The organism is Maribacter sp. HTCC2170, assembly GCF_000153165.2.
Lineage (GTDB): Bacteria > Bacteroidota > Bacteroidia > Flavobacteriales > Flavobacteriaceae > Maribacter_A.
Genome location: NC_014472.1, coordinates 134939 through 153675 on the forward strand (window position 1 = coordinate 134939; position 18737 = coordinate 153675).

The 18737-nt window shown below is 36.0% G+C and carries 15 protein-coding genes; 9 read left to right on the forward strand and 6 right to left on the reverse strand.

The features are described 5' to 3' along the window. Position 1: 1 nt before the first annotated feature. Together FB2170_RS00610 and FB2170_RS00615 are read right to left on the reverse strand one after the other, a co-directional pair. A complete protein-coding gene (locus tag FB2170_RS00610; RefSeq protein WP_013304549.1) occupies positions 2 to 1276 on the reverse strand; it encodes an NADH:ubiquinone reductase (Na(+)-transporting) subunit B in 1275 nt (424 codons plus the stop codon). A 3-nt stretch (positions 1277 to 1279) separates the two neighbouring features. After that, on the reverse strand, positions 1280 to 2629 hold the full coding sequence (locus FB2170_RS00615) for a Na(+)-translocating NADH-quinone reductase subunit A (protein ID WP_013304550.1): 1350 nt from the start codon (positions 2627 to 2629) through the stop codon (positions 1280 to 1282). 152 nt (positions 2630 to 2781) lie between these two features. Here FB2170_RS00615 and FB2170_RS00620 point away from each other — a divergent pair, with 152 nt between their 5' ends. The 4 genes from FB2170_RS00620 (at position 2782) to pruA (ending at position 7295) form a co-directional block, all read left to right on the forward strand. Beyond that, entirely contained in the window at positions 2782 to 4026 is a 1245-nt protein-coding gene (locus tag FB2170_RS00620; RefSeq protein WP_041632617.1) for a DUF5103 domain-containing protein, read from the forward strand. Positions 4027 to 4054: 28 nt separating this feature from the next. Beyond that, positions 4055 to 5188, forward strand: coding sequence for a DUF3667 domain-containing protein (locus FB2170_RS00625; RefSeq protein WP_013304552.1), 1134 nt, complete (start codon positions 4055 to 4057; stop codon positions 5186 to 5188). Between the two features lie 7 nt (positions 5189 to 5195). Beyond that, the gene (apaG, locus tag FB2170_RS00630) at positions 5196 to 5582 is read left to right on the forward strand and encodes a Co2+/Mg2+ efflux protein ApaG (RefSeq protein ID WP_041632958.1); all 387 of its coding nucleotides are present in this window, start codon (positions 5196 to 5198) and stop codon (positions 5580 to 5582) included. Positions 5583 to 5666: 84 nt separating this feature from the next. Next, positions 5667 to 7295, forward strand: a complete 1629-nt coding sequence (pruA, locus tag FB2170_RS00635) for an L-glutamate gamma-semialdehyde dehydrogenase (RefSeq protein WP_013304554.1) — start codon at positions 5667 to 5669, stop codon at positions 7293 to 7295. 370 nt (positions 7296 to 7665) lie between these two features. Here the strand turns inward: pruA and rsmG are convergent, their stop codons facing one another. Further along, positions 7666 to 8301, reverse strand: coding sequence for a 16S rRNA (guanine(527)-N(7))-methyltransferase RsmG (rsmG, locus tag FB2170_RS00640; protein WP_041632959.1), 636 nt, complete (start codon positions 8299 to 8301; stop codon positions 7666 to 7668). Between the two features lie 119 nt (positions 8302 to 8420). Between rsmG and FB2170_RS00645 the strand changes: the two genes are divergently transcribed. Both FB2170_RS00645 and FB2170_RS00650 read left to right on the forward strand, forming a co-directional pair. Beyond that, positions 8421 to 9521, forward strand: a complete 1101-nt coding sequence (locus FB2170_RS00645) for a fatty acid desaturase family protein (RefSeq protein ID WP_013304556.1) — start codon at positions 8421 to 8423, stop codon at positions 9519 to 9521. 16 nt (positions 9522 to 9537) lie between these two features. Continuing rightward, positions 9538 to 10725, forward strand: coding sequence for a pyridoxal phosphate-dependent aminotransferase (locus FB2170_RS00650; RefSeq protein WP_013304557.1), 1188 nt, complete (start codon positions 9538 to 9540; stop codon positions 10723 to 10725). Between the two features lie 53 nt (positions 10726 to 10778). Here the strand turns inward: FB2170_RS00650 and FB2170_RS00655 are convergent, their stop codons facing one another. Together FB2170_RS00655 and trkA are read right to left on the reverse strand one after the other, a co-directional pair. After that, a complete protein-coding gene (locus FB2170_RS00655; RefSeq protein ID WP_013304558.1) occupies positions 10779 to 12269 on the reverse strand; it encodes a TrkH family potassium uptake protein in 1491 nt (496 codons plus the stop codon). 1 nt (position 12270) lies between these two features. Beyond that, entirely contained in the window at positions 12271 to 13620 is a 1350-nt protein-coding gene (gene trkA, locus FB2170_RS00660; protein ID WP_013304559.1) for a Trk system potassium transporter TrkA, read from the reverse strand. A 253-nt stretch (positions 13621 to 13873) separates the two neighbouring features. Here trkA and ubiE point away from each other — a divergent pair, with 253 nt between their 5' ends. Continuing rightward, positions 13874 to 14602, forward strand: coding sequence for a bifunctional demethylmenaquinone methyltransferase/2-methoxy-6-polyprenyl-1,4-benzoquinol methylase UbiE (gene ubiE, locus FB2170_RS00665; protein ID WP_013304560.1), 729 nt, complete (start codon positions 13874 to 13876; stop codon positions 14600 to 14602). A 4-nt stretch (positions 14603 to 14606) separates the two neighbouring features. Further along, complete coding sequence (locus tag FB2170_RS00670; RefSeq protein ID WP_013304561.1) at positions 14607 to 15302, forward strand: porin family protein; 696 nt, start codon at positions 14607 to 14609, stop codon at positions 15300 to 15302. Between the two features lie 7 nt (positions 15303 to 15309). Here the strand turns inward: FB2170_RS00670 and FB2170_RS00675 are convergent, their stop codons facing one another. Continuing rightward, on the reverse strand, positions 15310 to 16032 hold the full coding sequence (locus FB2170_RS00675) for a TrmH family RNA methyltransferase (RefSeq protein ID WP_013304562.1): 723 nt from the start codon (positions 16030 to 16032) through the stop codon (positions 15310 to 15312). Between the two features lie 24 nt (positions 16033 to 16056). On the opposite strand from FB2170_RS00675, the gene FB2170_RS00680 reads away from it, so the two are divergent. Beyond that, positions 16057 to 18678, forward strand: coding sequence for a BamA/TamA family outer membrane protein (locus tag FB2170_RS00680; protein ID WP_041632960.1), 2622 nt, complete (start codon positions 16057 to 16059; stop codon positions 18676 to 18678). Positions 18679 to 18737: the final 59 nt, after the last annotated feature.

Genomic DNA, 18737 nt, shown 5'->3' on the forward strand with positions numbered 1-18737 from the left:
ATTAAACTGTTTCTGCTTTTAATTCTTCTGCTTTACTTTCCGAATCCTTCGGTAAAATCGTAGCATTCTTAAGTCGTTTTAAACGCTTTTTCACATTACCTTGAACAACATAGTGATCAATAGTTGGTGCGAACACGTTCATTAATAAGATTGCCAAGAAAACCCCCTCTGGGTAAGCTGGATTGAAAACACGTATCATTACCGAAATAAACCCGATTAAAAATCCGTATATCCATTTTCCTCTATTAGTCTGTGCTCCAGTAACGGGATCGGTGGCCATATACACAATACCAAAGGCCAAACCACCCACCAATAAATGTTTCCAATAATCAAAGCTCATTAGCCCGTAGAACTTACTGGTTTCAGTAATAATTTCAGCATCAACCACAAGATTGAAAACCAAGCCCATAACCAAAGAGCCAATAACTGCACTAAGCATAATTCTCCAACTAGCTATTTTACTGAATATCAAAAACAGACCACCTAAAAGGATTAACAATGCTGAAGTTTCACCCACGGATCCTGGAATAAAACCATAAAACATATCCATAGTGGAATAGGTCATTTCAGCACCTTTGTTCTGCGCCAAAAATCCCAATACCGTTTCACCTGAAATAGCATCGGCAGTTCCTGCCCTATCAACAGCTTCATGAACCCAAACCTTATCCCCACTCATCCAAGTTGGGTAAGCGAAGAACAAAAAGGCCCTAATAGTCAATGCAGGATTTAAGATATTCATTCCGGTACCACCAAAAACCTCTTTACCAATTACCACACCGAATACTACGGCAACGGCCAACATCCATAAAGGTGTATCAATAGGTACTATTAGAGGAACCAACATACCTGTGACCAAATACCCTTCTTCAACCTCATGACCTTTTATCACGGCAAAAATGAATTCAACGCCAAGTCCAACTCCGTAAGAAACCACCAATAATGGTAATACCTTTACTATTCCTATCCAGAAATTATCCCAAGTAAGGAAATGTTCCATAAGCGAAAATTCCGACGGAAAACCGTTTATCGCTGAAAAATGTTGATACCCAGCATTGAACATAGAAAACAACAATACCGGAACCAAGGCCAATATCACTGTGTTCATTGTACGCTTTAAATCATCCGCACCTCTCACATGGGAACCGGAATGTGTTGTTTCATCCGGTGCGAACAAGAATGTATGGAACGCATTGAATGCAGGTGCCATCTTCTTATCCCTAAAATGGTGCTTTAGTATGTGAAGCCTTTTCTTAAGAGTCAATCTTTTATCACTCATCTTTTAGCCTATTTCTTTTTGTAATAAATCCAACCCTTCTCGAATAATCTGTTGGTGAGGTTGTTTTGAAATGCAAATAAATTCAGTTAATGAAAAATCCTCAGGAGCCACTTCATATAGTCCCAATTGTTCCATCTCATCAAGATCTTTTACCATACATGCTTTTAATAATTGCATGGGAAAAATATCCATTGGAAAAACTTCTTCATATTGCCCTGTTACAACAAATGCCCTGTGTTCACCATTGGTGTTTGTTGTAAGATCGTATTTTTTCTTAGGTTGTAACCAAGAAAAGGTCATTGCTCTTGTAGTAGATATTTTATTGAAAATTGGTTTGTTCCAACCAAACAGTTCATAGTCATCTCCTTCTGGAATAGCGGTAACGGTATTGTTATAATAACCTAAATACCCATCAGGTCTGGTTTTTGAGCCTGTTAGAACATCACCATTGATTACTCTAAAGTTCTCACCGTTCACGCCACTTCCATACAGGAAGGTAGATATCTCCGTTCCGATTTTTGTTGTGAAATATTTTGGATCCTTTACTGAGGAGCCCACCAAGGCAACAACACGTTCTGAATTGAATTTCCCGGTCAAAAGCAGTTCACCCATTATCACCAAATCTTGAGGAGAAACCGTCCAAACAACCTCACCTTTATTGATAGGGGCTATTTTGTTAATTTGAGTTCCTACCAAACCAGCAGGGTGAGGACCAGAAACTTTATGAAGCTCTATTCCTTTTAATCCTGCCAAAGGTGAATTAGAATTTGCAACAGAAACATGAACCTTACCAGGTGTCATTTTTCCTAAAGCCGTAATAGCCGCTTGAAGTTCATTCTCTTTTCCTTGAAGCACATAATCGCTATATGCCGCTAAAGGTGCTGTTGTATATCCTGAAACGAAAATTGCTTTTGGATTTGCATCAGGATTTGCAATAATATCATATGGTCTTTGTTTTACAAATGGCCAACACCCAGATTTCAACAAATGTGCCTTAACTTCTTTTGAGGAAGCATTTTCTATATTAAAAATACCGTTGTCGGTATCGGTTTGTGTTTTATCTGCCAGAATTTTTAAGGTAATAATTCTTCTCCTAGCACCACGAACGATTTCAACAAGCTCGCCACTCACCGGGGAAACGAACATCATTTCCTCACAGTTCTTATTATAAAATAAAGGCTGGCCAGCTTTTACCTCGGCACCTTGTTTAACTAGCATTTTTGGAGTTATGCCATGAAAATCTTCAAGATTTATAGCATAAACATTGCTTAATACCGCTTTTGAAGTCGTTTGTTCAGCAGCACCTACAAGGTTAATGTTCAACCCCTTTCTTATTCGAATGTCTTTAGACATATTATTGTAGACCTTAGGTTAACAAAATTTCGGGCAAAAATAGCATTTAATAGAAAGTATTCATAATTATCGACTATAAATTTGGGCAATACAACGATGTAAATTTGTTAGGTATGGTTTTTGTTTACCTTTACCGGAAAATTTAACTATAAATGCGCCTTTTTCTTACACAACTAATGTTCTTGCTTTTTGCATCAACCGGACTAAGTCAAGTCCAGGAGGAAGTAAATCCACCAGAGCATATTAAGTCGGTCATTTTCAAAGGCGAAAAAGAAGATCAATTTCCAATTGTTGAGATAGGCGAACCCATCTTTTTGGAGTTTGATGACCTCTTGGCAAATGAACAGGATTATTACTACAAAATAGTTCATTGTGATTACGATTGGTCACCATCAAGATTATTAAAATCACAATATCTAAGTGGTATTGACAACCAAAGAATATTGGATTATGAAAACAGTTATTCAACTTTACAATCCTATTCCAATTATAAACTAACCATTCCGAACAGCAATGTTCGATTAAAGGTTAGCGGAAACTATCTACTTGAAATTTACAACAGTAGTTACGAATTACAGTTTTCCAGAAAGTTTGTAGTATATAAAGATTTGGTTAAAGTAGGAGGTATTATAAAGCGCTCGCGTGATTTCGAATACTTGAACGAAAAACAAGTAGTCCAATTTAATATTAATGCTGGGAATTTTAGATTGGTCAACCCCAAGAAAGAAGTTAAGGTTGCCTTATTACAGAATTATCATTGGCCTACAGCTGTTTTTAATATTAAGCCCCAATTTACGCTAGGCAGTGAACTAGTCTATAAATATGATAAGGAAACCAGTTTTTTTGGAGGTAATGAATATTTGAATTTTGACACAAAAGATTTGCGAGCTCCAAGTTCGGCCATTTCCCATATAGAAATAGGAGAGCTATACAATCATTATTTATTTTCAAACCGGATTAGAGCAAATAGACCCTATACCTACTTCCCAGATATAAATGGTGATTTTGTTGTGCGAACATTACAGGGTACTGATGTGTCGCGGGAAGCCGAGTACACCAATGTTCATTTTAGCCTACCCTATTCAGATGCCATTGGGTTAGATGATGTATATGTTTATGGGAAACATAATAATTATGCTTTCACAAATGAAAACAAGATGATCTATAATGAAAAGAATGGTATGATGGAAGGCACTGTAAAAATGAAACAAGGTTTTTATAATTATAAATATGTTATTCAACGAGGGAGCGAACAAATAGACCTCAATACAATCTCCGGTAATTTTCATTTTACAGAAAACACTTATACAATACTCGTCTACTATCGAAATTTTGGTGACCTCTATGATAGCATAATCGGTGTAGGGTCTGCCAACTCACAAAATATAAGCAATTAGTGTATATTTAACCCTTTGGGAATAAAATATGCACAACAAGTTAGTTTCTTACACAAAGGGTAGATACCAATTAAAACATAGAGGCACGGAATGCAAAAACTGTGGTCATCCTTTGGACATTAGTGACAAGTATTGTCCTAATTGTTCTCAAGCGAACAGCACCAAGAAATTAACTTTAAAGGATTTTTTCGATGAGTTTTTTTCCACCCTAATATCCTATGACTCAAAATTACTGAAAACCCTTGTCGCATTGTTGTGGTTTCCCGGTAAAATCACAAAAGACTATATAAATGGCAAAAGGGTTTCTTACACCAATCCATTTCGGTTTTTATTGAGTTTGGCGATCATTTATTTTCTAATGATAAGCTATGATAACGATTTTGCTGAGTGGGACAAATTTGGGTCGACAACTCAGACATCAGATTATTTGGATGAAAATGGCACTCTTAGTTTTAATTTTGGAGATGAAGAACAGCAGAACCAGCTGCAGGATGTAATGGATTCGTTAAAACTTAATACAGAAATCAAAAAAGCTACCGACTTAAAAAAAAGTAGAGACTCAACTCTATTGAGCAACCCCGAATTTCATTTTAAAAAAAACAAAAACAGCACATTTAAAAAAAGAATTCCAGAAAAATTTGAAGTTTTGACTCTTTTAATAAAAGAAAGAAACTTAAGAAGATTTAGTGAATTAAAAGAAAAATATGGAATTCCTGAAACTAGAGAAAATAGAATAATCTTTAATACTTCTGGTAGTGTTTCTAAATTTTCGAGACAACCTGGTTCGTTTACAAATGACCTTATTTCCAAACTCCCGTTTACAACATTTTTCTTTTTACCAGTGTTCGCTATATTCATTTGGCTGGCATACATCAGAAAAAAATATAATTACACCGATCATCTCATCTTTAGCTTCCATAATCAATCTTTGTTATTTATCTTGCTCATTATTAGTTTCTTAGTGAATTCGATTTTTAATGTAAATAGCGGTTGGATTTTCATTACCATTTTTTCAACCTATCTGTTTTTGTCCATGAAAAAATTCTATAATCAAGGAACTTTTAAAACAATAATTAAATACCTATTTCTTAATACGATTTTTTTTATTTTAGCAGGCATTTCAGTAATCCTACTATTCGCTGGAAGCTTAATCACTTACTAGGATGCGCATGATAACACAAGTTACGAAGGGGATAAAAATATCAGTAAAGACCAGTTTTGAAGGTACTTTTTTTAAGAATTACAAGATGCATTTCGCATTTGGCTATACCATCACTATTGAAAATCAAAGTAAAGATTCAGTTCAATTAACCTCTCGTCATTGGCAGATTTATGATTCGCTCAATGAAACCGAAATGTTGGATGGTGAAGGGGTTATTGGCAAAAAACCGGTAATCAAACCTGGCGAGTCCCACACTTATAATTCTGGTTGTTTGTTATGTTCCCCTGTAGGTGCAATGAAAGGCCACTATAATATGGTAAAACTAAATTCTTCGGATAGTTTTAGGGTGTACATTCCTACCTTCAGATTCAGCGCCCCTTTTGCACTGAATTAAGATTTTTCTTTTCACTTATTTTTAGTTTTTTATCCTTTACCAATTCTGTACCTTTGGTCAGTTTTTTAATTTAAAATTACAACTATGGGTAAAGGTTTTTTTCAGGTACCAACTGCTATCAATGAGCCTATCAAAAGTTATGCTCCAGACAGTCCGGAAAGAAAGGAAGTATTAGAGCAATACAAAACATATTTTAATGGAAAAGTAGATATTCCTTTTTATATTGGAAGTGAGGCAATAAAGACAGGAAATACAAAGCCAATGTCTCCTCCACACGACCATAAACATATTGTCGGTCAATATCATTTGGCTGAAAAAGAACATGTTTCAAAGGCTATTAAAAATGCACTTGACTCCAGGGATGCCTGGGCAAATTTATCATGGGAACAAAGAGCCGCAATTTTCTTAAAAGCGGCGGAATTGATTGCTGGACCCTATAGGGCAAAAATCAATGCTGCAACGATGATTGCCCAATCAAAAACAATACATCAAGCTGAAATAGATGCAGCTTGTGAATTCATAGATTTTCTACGTTTTAATGTGGAATACATGTCGCAGATTTATGAAGAACAACCCGATTCTGCTGAAGGAATTTGGAACCGTGTTGAATACAGGCCATTGGAAGGTTTTGTATATGCAATTACACCTTTCAACTTTACGGCAATTGCAGGTAACTTACCGGCCAGTGCAGCAATGATGGGTAATGTTGTAGTTTGGAAACCTAGTGATAGTCAAATATTCTCCGCGAAAGTAATTATAGATGTTTTTAAGGAAGCTGGTCTCCCAGATGGAGTTATCAACGTTGTTTATGGAGACCCCGTAATGATTACCAAAACCGTTTTGGACAGCCCTGATTTTTCTGGCATTCACTTTACAGGGTCAACCCACGTTTTCAAAGAGTTATGGAAACAGATTGGCACCAACATTCATAATTACAAGACCTATCCTAGGATAGTTGGGGAAACAGGCGGAAAAGATTTTATTCTTGCACACCCAACCGCAATCACACAGCAAGTCGCTACCGCGATTGAGAGAGGTGCTTTTGAATTTCAAGGGCAAAAATGCAGTGCAGCATCAAGGGTATATTTACCAAAGTCAAATGCAAAAGAAATTTTGGACTTAGTTAAAAAAGATGTTGCTACATTTAACAAACCTGGCTCTCCAGAAGACATGAGCAACTTTATTACAGCGGTAATACACGAAGGATCATTTGATAAGCTCACAAAGTATATAGACCAAGCCAAAAATGACAAAAATGCCGAAATCGTTGTTGGTGGTAATTATGACAAATCAAAAGGTTATTTTGTTGAACCTACAGTGATATTAACAACAGACCCAAATTACACCACTATGGAAACCGAACTATTTGGACCTGTGGTTACGGTTTATGTATATGATGATAAAGATTGGTCCGATACATTAAAGTTAATCGATAGCACATCAGAGTATGCTTTAACAGGAGCTGTTTTATCTACTGATCGATATGCCATAGAAGAAGCAACCAAGGCTTTGCAAAATTGTGCAGGAAACTTCTATATTAATGATAAACCTACTGGCGCTGTTGTTGGTCAGCAACCATTTGGTGGAGCTCGCGCTTCGGGAACAAACGATAAAGCAGGTTCAGCCCAAAACTTATTAAGATGGGTTTCACCACGATTGATCAAGGAGACATTTGTAACTCCTGTTGATTATAAATATCCATTCTTAGGATAGGACAAACACTAATTGTTTACGCGCCTGTACTCCTCTAGGAGTGCAGGCTTTTTTTTATATTTCCATGAGATCTATAATTATACTATGCATCTGACTATTTTAGTATAAAATGCTCATTTTCAAAAACTTGAGAGCTTCAAATTTGCATTTAATACAATATCTATGTAAATTTAACGTTAATTAATTGTAAATTTATAGTGATTTACATCTTTTGAAATCTTTCAAAAAACTATTATGACTGAAGAAAACAACAACGAAAACACCTCAATGACAAGCATGTTCTCTTATCTTAACAGGGTACAAAAATATGTAAAGAAATATGCCGAAAATTGCAGACATTCATTTAATTCAATGTTGAGTATCTAGGAATTTATCCTTTATATTTCAAAGGTAAATACACGACTTTTTTCGTTTCAAAAAAGTCCTCCGTGAAATAGGCGGGCAAGTCATATGTCTGCGCATTTTTATAGTCTTTAAGTTCTTCCGACAAATCCCCTCCTTTTAGGTAAAGTATTCCATTTCTTCTATCATGAACTGATTCTTTCTTTATTTTTCCTTTTACCCAATGCACAAATGTTGGCATTGCGGCCACCGCCCTACTTACAATAAAATCGTATCGGCCATTAACCTCCTCAACCCTACTATTGATTGAGGTTACATTTTCAATTCCCAGGCCTTCAACAACCTCTTGGACCACCTTTACTTTTTTACCAATAGAATCTACAAGTGTAAAATCAGCTTCCGGAAACAATATGGCCAAAGGTATACCTGGAAATCCCCCTCCAGTTCCAACATCCAATATTGAAGCACCAGGTTTAAACTCCTGAATTTTGGCGATTCCAAGTGAATGCAAGACATGTCGCAAGTACAACTCATCAATATCTTTTCGGGATACTACATTAATTTTCAGATTCCAGTCCTTGTAAAGCTCTTCTAAACGAATAAACTGGGTTTTTTGGGCTTCAGATAAATTGGGAAAATATTTAAATACTAATTCAGCTTTCATTCTTACCTTTGTATTTGGCAAAAATAGCATATTCGAAATCAATTATGTTTATTCACTAAATGCAGGCTTGACCATAAAGGACAGAAGTTATTGCCGTATATTTACAAAAATTTTATAAGATGGAAACCAAACCCATAAGATTTTCTAGAAAAGATTCGACCCAGTTTTTTAAGACCTTGAATAAACGGGTGAATAATTATTTCAAAGAAAATCACAAAGAAAAAACTGGAGACTGGCGATTGCATTTGAAAACAATAGTAATGTTTGCTCTTTTCCTAACTCCTTATTTTTTGATCTTAACCCTTGGTCTTCCTAATTGGGCCAATCTATTATTAACCATAGTCATGGGTGTGGGTATGGCGGGAGTTGGTATGAATGTAATGCATGATGGAAATCATGGTTCATATTCCTCAAGAAAATGGATCAATAAGATAATGGGCGGTAGTATTTATATTCTTGCTGGAAATGTTTACAACTGGCAAGTTCAACACAACGTTCTACATCATACCTATACCAATATTCATAATCATGATGAAGATTTGGAAGCAGGTCGGATTTTACGCTTTTCAAAGCATGCTGAATGGAGAAAACATCATAAATTTCAACATTTTTACTCCATTTTCCTATATGGACTCTTAACATTCAACTGGGCAATTACCACTGATTTTCAACAAATGTACCGGTATATGAAAAGGAAACTGTCTTTTGGTAAATTCCCAAATCCTGTTGTTAATTGGAGTACGTTGGTCATCACCAAAACACTCTATGTTACGATCTGGATTGTTTTGCCAATGCTTATTTTAGATATTGCCTGGTGGAAGATTCTATTAGGATTTTTCATAATGCATTATGTCGCCGGAGTAATTTTAAGTGTTGTTTTTCAATTGGCACATGTAGTAGATGAAGCAGATACCCCTTTGCCAGATGAGAATGGTACGATGAAAAACACATGGGCGATTCACCAATTATTTACCACTGTAAATTTTGGCACTAAAAACAAGATTGTAAATTGGTTTACGGGAGGATTGAACCATCAGGTTGAACATCACATTTTTCCCAACATTAGTCATGTTCATTACACAAAAATTTCCAAAATTGTTAAACAAACTGCGAAGGAGTTTAATTTGCCTTATAATGAATATAAAACTACTAGAAAAGCTATAATTTCGCATTTTAAACATTTAAAGGAATTAGGCAAAAGACCTGCCTTACAATATTAGAAATTCTACTATTAAAATGAGCAACCAACTATCGGATAGGATAAACAGCGTAACTCCTTCCGCAACCCTTGAAATGGCTGCAAAGGCCAGAGAATTAAGAGCTTCAGGAAAAGACATTATAGGATTAAGTTTGGGGGAACCAGACTTTAAAGTACCTGATTACATAAAAAACGCTGCAGTTGATGCCGTAAATGAAGGATACAATTCCTATACTCCAGTTGATGGTTATGTAGAGTTGAAAGACGCCATTATCACAAAATTCAAGAGAGATAACAATCTCAATTACGAACCAACACAAATCGTTGTTTCAACCGGGGCTAAACAAGCGCTTTATAATGTAGCCCAGGTATGTCTCAATAAAGGTGATGAAGTTATATTGCCTTGCCCATATTGGGTAAGTTATAGCGATATAGTAAAATTAGCTGATGGGGTGCCAGTAGAAGTGCCAACATCGTTGGAAAATGATTTTAAAATGACAGCTGAACAATTAGAAGCTGCCATAACGCCAAACACCAAAATGCTATGGTATAGCTCTCCTTGTAATCCAAGTGGTTCTATTTATAGCAAAGAAGAATTAAGGGAATTAGCCGATGTTCTTCAGAAATATCCTCAGATTATTGTTGTTAGCGATGAAATTTACGAACATATAAACTATGGGGTTACAGAACACGCTTCAATGGCAGAATTTGAAGATATGTTCGATCGTACTGTTACAGTAAATGGTGTGGCAAAGGCTTTTGCAATGACAGGTTGGAGAATCGGTTATATTGGAGCACCTGCTTATATCGCAAGAGCTACGAATAAATTACAAGGACAGGTAACCAGTGGTGCCAACTGTATAGCTCAAAGAGCTGTGATTACCGCATTATTGGAATCACCAGCCCGTATTGAATTTATGGTTAAAGAATTTAAAGGGCGTAGAAAGCTTATTCTTGAATTACTTAACGATATTGAAGGGTTTACCTGCAACGAACCTGAAGGGGCATTCTACGTATTCCCGGATGTAAAAGCATTCTTTGGGAGGACTGTTAAAGGCAAAGAAATTAAAAATGCATCTGATTTTGCAATGTATTTACTCGAAGAAGCCAACGTTGCTACCGTAACAGGAGATGCTTTTGGAAATGGCAATTGTATTCGAATTTCTTATGCGGCCTCAGAGAATGACATACGAGAAGCAATTGCTAGAATAAAAGCTGTTTTATAAAACTTCTACAAGATTATCACTATTAAAAACCTGCTTTCGCAGGTTTTTTTCTTTTATATATCCTTCCAGAAATAAGGGGTCAAAATAATTAAAACCGTAAAAAGCTCCAACCTCCCAAGAAGCATTAAAAATCCACACCACCATTTACCAAGCATTGGTATATCATTAAAATTACTGAGCGGATTTAAACTTCCGAGCGCAGGTCCCACATTGCCCAATGAAGAAGCTGCACCACCAATAGCCGATTCAAAGTCGAGACCTAAAAAACTCAACACCATTGAACCAATAATAAAAGAAAGCATATACAGTACAAAGAAGGCAATGATGTTGTACACTATATGTTCCTTTACAGTTTTATTATTATACCGTACAGGAATTACCGCATTGGTATGCAATGTTCTTTTGAACTCGAGTAAACCATTTTTAATAATCAAGAGGTGTCGCATGACCTTGATACCACCGGCAGTTGACCCCGCAGAACCCCCAAGAAAAAACAGTCCAAAAAAGAACACAGTTAAAAAAGGTGTCCAACTACTAAAATCAGCTGTAACAAAACCGGTGGTGGTCACAACGGCCACTACTTGAAACAATGCATGTCTAAATGAACTTTCCTCTGCACCATTGACCATCGGGTGATAATCCGATACCGGGACATTGGCATCAAAATAAATTACCAAAGCAACAACCACTGTAAATAATACCACAAACCCTAAATAAAATTTAAACTCTTCATCTTTTATAACTTTCTGCACTTTTCCCTTGAAGGCAAAATAGCTTAGAACAAAATTGCTCCCTGCCAGAAACATAAAGAAGATTACTATATACTGAATCAAAGGTTGATCATTCCAATATGCTAAACTTGCATTTTTTGTAGAAAACCCTCCTGTTGATAAAGTGGCCAAAGAATGATTTACGGCGTCGAAAAAAGACATACCGGCAAGCTTCAATAACAAGGTTTCAGCTATTGTATATCCAACATAAATATACCAGAGACGTTTGGCTGTGTCTGTGATTCTTGGGTGTAATTTATCAGCACTTGGGCCTGGAGCTTCTGCAGCGAAAAGTTGCATGCCACCAATTCCCAAAAGAGGTAAAATGGCAATTGCCAGAACAATGATACCCATACCCCCTATCCAATGCGTTAAACTACGCCAAAGTAAAATTCCTTCAGGAAGAGATTCAATATCATCTAAAATCGTAGCTCCTGTAGTAGTATAACCCGAAATCGTTTCAAAAAAAGCATTGGTCACATTGGGTATGGCACCAGAAAACAAATAAGGCAACATTCCTGACAAGGACATTATTATCCAACCAAAAGCTACAATGATGTATCCTTCTTTTCGTTTTACCTCCTTTTTATGTTCCCTCGTAAAATACATTGAGGAAAGTCCTATGAACATTGAAGTAATTGATGCTATTGTAATATCCAGTGTGGCACCATCATCATAAACACCACTTACCACTGCGGCTATGAGCATAAACAGCCCATTAAAGAGCAATAAAAGCCCCATTAAGTGAAATATGATTTTAGAATTCAAATCCATTTTAGAGGAAAAGTTTTTCAATTATCGGAATGGCATTGGGCAAACAACAGACCACTACCCTATCCCCTGCTTTTATCTCAAAACCACCCAAGGCAATAATTCCCTTCCCATTTCTTACCACACCACCAATAGTTGCAGTTTTCGGAATATCGAGCTCCCTTATAATAGAACCTGTGACCTTAGATTTTGGTTTAACCACAAATTCCAAAATTTCGGCATTGATATTATTCAAACGCATTAAGGCAACCACTTCTCCTTTTCTTATGTATTTGAAAATGTTGTTGGCGGCCAAAAGTTTTTTATTGATTAACGTATCAATTCCTATGGAATGGGATAGTTGAAAGTAATCCATATTTTCAACCAGTGCTATGGTCTTCTTAATATGTTTTGATTTCGCAACTAAACAAGACATTATATTGGTTTCAGAATTCCCTGTAACGGCAATAAAGGCATCCATAGAATCCAGGCTTTCCTCTTCAAGAAGTTCAACATTTCTTCCGTCTCCATTAATAACCAAGGCATTTGGAAGTTCATCTGCAAGGTCAAAAGCTTTTTCCTTATTTTTTTCAATAAGCTTTACGTTGAATTTTTTTGTGCAAAGATCTCGTGCCGATTTGAAGCCAACTTTACTTCCTCCCAAAATCATTACATTCTTGATATCCTCTTTCTTCTTATCGGTAAGTTTATATAACTCATCAACCCCTTCTGGCGTTATGATAAAATAAACTTGATCACCTTCTTTAAAAACAGTATCTCCCCTCGGTATAACCGTAAATTGAGTTCCAGTTCTTTGAAGGGCAATAGGCATAAAATGAAGCTCGGGGAATATCATTGCCGCTTCTTTCACCATTTTCCCAACAAAAGGTGCACTTTTCTGTAGTGAAACCCCTACCATTATCAATTTACCATCCTCAAATTCATAGGTGTCATTGAAGGCAGATTTGTTCAAAAGCATCCGAATTTCTTCCGCAGCCAACTCCTCTGGTGAAATCAATTCATCAATTCCCAATTCAGAAAATCTAATACGCTCTTTATGTTCAATAAATTCAGTATTTGAAATCCTTGCGATGGTACGTTTACATCCCAATTGTTTGGCAAGCATACAAAAAGTGATGTTGGTTGTCTGGGATGATGTTACTCCAATCACCAACGAGCAATCCTTTACTTGAGCATCTTCCAATATTGATATTGAAGTAGCATCCCCTCGGAGAACCCTAATATCCAAATGATTGTCCGCATACATTAAACTCTCCTTATCGGTGTCGATAAGGGTAATATCCTGAGATTCGTAGGAGAGAAGTTTTGCCAAGTGAAATCCTACTTCACCTGCACCGGCAATAATAATTTTCATCTATTATGATTGTTGTATTCAACACTAAGTACATTACGCCTTAATGGTTTTTCTGAAAGAGAATCCTTTAAAGGAAAATTGGCTAAATCACAGCTCATTCCAAAGCAAGTTTGCAGTATTTGCGACACAAAATTACACAATTTATTCGGGTTCAACTTTGAATGTCTTTCTTATTGAATCCTAATTGCTCGCTTTGTTAACGAAATAAATGTATAGCTTATTGCTAAATTGTATCTTTGCCGAAATTTATTGAATGTCAGAGAAAGTAACTCCATATCAAGATTCAGACCTCGGGAAAAAAGAGCAGGTTACGCAAATGTTCGATAACATTTCAGGAAATTATGATGGCCTGAACAGGGTTATCTCTTTTGGAATTGATGTTAAATGGCGAAAAAGAGTAGTTTCAATCCTCAAAAAAAAGAAGCCAGTCAATATTCTTGATATTGCCACCGGAACCGGTGATTTGGCCATAAACCTAGTTAAAACAGGCGCTACAAATATCGTCGGTTTGGATATTTCTCCGGGAATGCTTGAAGTTGGCAAAAAGAAAGTTGCTCAAAAAAATTTAGGACAAACAATTGAAATGGTTGAAGGCGATAGTGAAAATCTTCCGTTTCCTGATAACTCCTTCGATGCAGTCACTGTTGCTTTTGGAGTTCGTAATTTTGAAACATTGGAAAAAGGCCTTTCCGAAATCCGTAGAGTGTTGAAACCTAGTGGCACATTTGTCGTTTTAGAAACCTCGGTTCCTACAAAAACGCCATTTAAACAAGGTTATCACTTTTATACTAAAAACGTACTTCCTAGAATAGGAAAAATATTCTCGAAAGACAATTCGGCCTATGCCTATTTGAGTGAATCTGCATCGGTTTTTCCTCATGGCGAGAAGTTCAACAATATTTTAAGAAAAATCGGGTTTATAGATGTAGTGAATAAACCGCAAACCTTTGGGGTTGCTTCTATTTATGTAGCTACAAAATAAGCATATGAAACATTACCTTCTTATCTTAATTGGGCTGGTATTCCTAAGCCAACCAGTTATGGCCCAATTTAACGAAAAACCTGTCTTGAACAAAGAAAATGAGGACAAGGCCTTTTTGAACTGGGGGTATTTTCTTGGTTTTAATCAATATGATTTTAAGTTTGATTACAAGAATGATACTAAAGACATTCTTGTCAACAAATCATTGGGGTTCAATGTTGGCCTAATTGGCGAAATGCGAATCAATGAATTCCTTGATGCTCGTTTAGAGCCTGGTCTTTTGTACAATTCGAGGGAATTGGGATTTCCTGGATTTCTTGAGGAAAAAGATGCCATAAGAGAAGTAAAGTCAACGTATATTAATTTTCCCGTTCTTCTTAAAGTAAGTACAAGGCGATTTGCAAATTGGAAACCCTTTCTTATTGGAGGTGCATCTACGTCTCTAAATCTTGGAAGTAACGAAACTAGCTTAGACGATAATTCTGGCGGTACTTTTCGAATGAAAAAATGGGTCTACAACTACGAATTAGGTTTTGGGATAGACTTTTATTTACAATATTTCAAGTTCACTCCTTCTATTCGCGGAGTATTTGCCATTAGTGATGAATTAGTGCCGGACAATGACCCGAACAGCCCATGGACAGGAAATATTGCAGCCATGCGCACTAGAGGGCTTTTTGTTAACTTCACATTTGAATAAATTTTATTTAAACCCTTCTTATCTCGCTCAAAAAAATTGAGGTTGCGCTAGCTACGTTAAGACTTTCTGTTGCCTTATCTCCAAATTGTGGAATGCTGATTTTTGAATTCACCAGATTTTCAATATCACTTGAAATGCCATTTCCCTCATTACCCATGACCAAGATTCCTTTTTTTGGCAAGGCCTTATTATAGACTGACGCAGCATTCATAAAAGTACCATAAACAGGTAATTTCGTTTGCTCCAAAAACGTAACAAGATCTGTATATACCACATTGACTCTTGTTATAGACCCCATACTTGCCTGTAGTACTTTGGGGTTAAAACAATCAACCGTATTTTCAGAACATAGCAAATTCTTGATTCCAAACCAATCGCAAAGTCTAATAATGGTTCCAAGATTACCAGGGTCACGCACATCATCCAGAGCTAATAACCAATCATTTTGATCAACGACCTTGGGTTTGGGAATTATGAATACCCCAAGCACTCCGTTCGGGTTCTTCAAGGTGCTGATCTTCTTAAAATCTCCCGCAGAAATCAACTCTACAAGACCGCTCTCATTTTCAATTAAACTTGGATTTACACAATATACCTTATGCGCTTCAATATTAGAATTCAAAAGCTCTTTAACGCTCTTGATTCCTTCGACCGCAAACATCCTATGTTGATTTCGGTACTTTTTTTGCTGTAAGCTTTTTATAAACTTTATTTGGCTTTTACCAACCATGCAAATAATGTATTTTTGATTTCTATGAGGATAGTGTTTCGTTTTAAAAATCCCTACGCTAAAATAAGCTTATTATTTTTTGCGATTACGCTTGTCTCTTGTAATGCCCTGAAAAAAGTAGATGATGGCGAATTGCTTTTAACTGGGAATACAATATATGCAGATGAGGAAAAAGTAAACGATGAGGATATACAAAGTCTAATTATCCAAGAACCAAATAGCACATTATTAGGGTATCCGCTAAGATTAAATTTATATAATCTTGCTAAACAGAATCCTGATTCTTTATTTCAAGATTGGCTCTATCGAAAAGAGAAAAGAAGGAAAAGACTTGCGAACATACTTTCCGAAAAACAGGTGGATAGGCTAGGCGAATCATTTCTAGTAAAAGGAATGAGCGAATGGCTTAAAAACATTGGGGAACCACCAGCAATTATTGATACTTTGGACACCCAAAGAACATTGGAGCGTCTGAAAGCCTACTACAATAGTAAAGGATATTTTAATAACAATACCACATATGCAATAGACTCCTTGAAGCGGCCAAAAAGAGCTGCAATAGACTATAAGATTACATTAGGCGAACCTTATGTCATTGATTCTATTTCAGACATAATATCCTCTAAAGTAATAGATTCAATATACCAATTGAATAAAAAACAATCATTGATCAAAAAAGGCAAACAGTTTGATTTTCTTGACTTCGACAATGAAAGGAAACGCTTAACTGCTCTTTTTCGTAATTCTGGAATTCGGAATTTTCAAGAAAGCTCCGTCAATTTTGCTATCACCAGAGATTCAACAAAGTCCGGCACAAATAAAAAAACAGATATAGCAATAAACATTGATAATCTTAGAACAAGAAACGATAATACCATTTCATCTTCAGAATATAAAGTTGAAAGGTTCAAACAAATAAATATCTACACAGATTTTATTTTGAGCGGTGATGAAGAGCAAAACAATGTTGTTAAATACGGTAATTACAATATATATTACAAGGATAAACTCAGATTTAAACCGAAAACCTTGACCGATGCCATTTTTTTTGAAAAAGATAGTATTTATCGTGAGTCGGATAGATCAAGTACCTACCGGCGAATTACAAGTTTGAATGTTTTTAAATACCCTTCAATTGCTTTTGACACAGATAGTCTATCAGGATTGAGCGCCAATATATACCTTACTGAACGCCCCAAATATTCACTTGGTATGGAGTTAGATGTTTCACATTCTAACATTCAACAAGTAGGTATGGCATTTAGCCCTTCTTTACAGGTAAGAAACCTATTCAAGGGAGCCGAAAATTTCAGTTTAACCGGCAGAATGAACATAGGTTCATCAAAAGATGAGAGTATTAGAGCTTCGGATAGTCACTTTTTTAATTTATTGGAGTTTGGTGCGGACGTAAACCTCACTTTTCCAAGAATCTGGTTTCCGTTTATAAAAACCGATAAAATAATCCCAAACTATACCTTGCCCCAAACAAGGTTGTCATTAGGTGCCAGTTCACAAAAGAATATTGGTTTGGATAAATGGACATTCAACACGGTTTTAGGATATAATTGGACGCCATCTGACTTTAAAAAGCACAATGTAGAACTTCTTAATATTCAATTTGTTGATAATTTAAAACCATATCGTTTTTTCAATGTTTATCAGAACTCATATGATCGATTAAATGAAATAGCCAACAAATATGATGAGGCAAATGAATTTGATGATCCAAACGATTATGAAACCTTTTCCGGGTTTTATGAACCATCAGATGACCCAAATGACCCTGACCTAAGTATCCCATCTGGCACCGATGGTTTTATTGATGAAATAACCGATAATACAGTACCTGTTTCCACGGATGATTTAAATGAGGTTAGAAGCATTGAGGAAAGAAGGGATAGATTAACAGAGAACAATCTAATATTTGCCACAAACTATTCTTTTAGCAAGCATAACCAAAATGGTATTACCGACAATAGTTTTCACCGTTTTAGGTTCAAAGTAGAAAGTGCGGGCAACTTACTTTCTGCCCTGTCATATGTAATCCCATTCAATGAGAAAGATGGTGATCTTTTGGTTTTTGATGTACCCTACTCCCAATACATTAAAACAGAATTTGATTATATCAAATATTGGGATTTGTCGCGATCCAATGTTTTGGCGTTCCGTAGCTTTTTTGGTATAGCCATACCTTATGGCAATTCTGATAACATTCCGTTCGTCCGAAGTTATTTCGCAGGTGGATCAAATGATAATAGAGCATGGAACCCATATTCATTAGGTCCGGGAAAGACAAATGAGATCAATGACTTTAATGAAGCAAATTTAAAGTTGGCATTTAACCTCGAATATCGTTTTCCAGTGGTTGGTGATATAAAAGGTGCGCTTTTCGCAGATGCTGGTAATATTTGGAATGTCTTTGATAATGAGGATGATCCAGACAAAACTTTTAATGGCATAGATTCTTTAACGGATATTGCCTTGGGCACTGGATTTGGTGTCAGATATGATTTTACGTATTTCTTGATAAGAGTAGACCTTGGTTTCAAAACATACAATCCAGCAGAAGAAATTTCAAAAAGATGGTTTAGGGATTATAATTTTGCCAATTCCGTATTACAAATTGGTATAAACTATCCTTTTTAGACTTATTTATTTATTACTTTTGTCCTTCAATTTTTAAGAAACCAATAACCTAAAAAATT

What these genes read in the sequence shown, in the direction of transcription:
- pruA (WP_013304554.1), top strand. Translation starts at nt 5,667, where the DNA reads ATGGGTAAAGGTTTTTTTCAGGTACCAACTGCTATCAATGAGCCTATC.
- rsmG (WP_041632959.1), bottom strand. Translation starts at nt 8,301, where the DNA reads ATGAAAGCTGAATTAGTATTTAAATATTTTCCCAATTTATCTGAAGCC.
- FB2170_RS00620 (WP_041632617.1), top strand. Translation starts at nt 2,782, where the DNA reads ATGCGCCTTTTTCTTACACAACTAATGTTCTTGCTTTTTGCATCAACC.
- FB2170_RS00675 (WP_013304562.1), bottom strand. Translation starts at nt 16,032, where the DNA reads ATGGTTGGTAAAAGCCAAATAAAGTTTATAAAAAGCTTACAGCAAAAA.
- FB2170_RS00615 (WP_013304550.1), bottom strand. Translation starts at nt 2,629, where the DNA reads ATGTCTAAAGACATTCGAATAAGAAAGGGGTTGAACATTAACCTTGTA.
- FB2170_RS00645 (WP_013304556.1), top strand. Translation starts at nt 8,421, where the DNA reads ATGGAAACCAAACCCATAAGATTTTCTAGAAAAGATTCGACCCAGTTT.
- apaG (WP_041632958.1), top strand. Translation starts at nt 5,196, where the DNA reads ATGATAACACAAGTTACGAAGGGGATAAAAATATCAGTAAAGACCAGT.
- trkA (WP_013304559.1), bottom strand. Translation starts at nt 13,620, where the DNA reads ATGAAAATTATTATTGCCGGTGCAGGTGAAGTAGGATTTCACTTGGCA.
- FB2170_RS00655 (WP_013304558.1), bottom strand. Translation starts at nt 12,269, where the DNA reads ATGGATTTGAATTCTAAAATCATATTTCACTTAATGGGGCTTTTATTG.
- ubiE (WP_013304560.1), top strand. Translation starts at nt 13,874, where the DNA reads ATGTCAGAGAAAGTAACTCCATATCAAGATTCAGACCTCGGGAAAAAA.
- FB2170_RS00610 (WP_013304549.1), bottom strand. Translation starts at nt 1,276, where the DNA reads ATGAGTGATAAAAGATTGACTCTTAAGAAAAGGCTTCACATACTAAAG.
- FB2170_RS00680 (WP_041632960.1), top strand. Translation starts at nt 16,057, where the DNA reads ATGAGGATAGTGTTTCGTTTTAAAAATCCCTACGCTAAAATAAGCTTA.
- FB2170_RS00650 (WP_013304557.1), top strand. Translation starts at nt 9,538, where the DNA reads ATGAGCAACCAACTATCGGATAGGATAAACAGCGTAACTCCTTCCGCA.
- FB2170_RS00670 (WP_013304561.1), top strand. Translation starts at nt 14,607, where the DNA reads ATGAAACATTACCTTCTTATCTTAATTGGGCTGGTATTCCTAAGCCAA.
- FB2170_RS00625 (WP_013304552.1), top strand. Translation starts at nt 4,055, where the DNA reads ATGCACAACAAGTTAGTTTCTTACACAAAGGGTAGATACCAATTAAAA.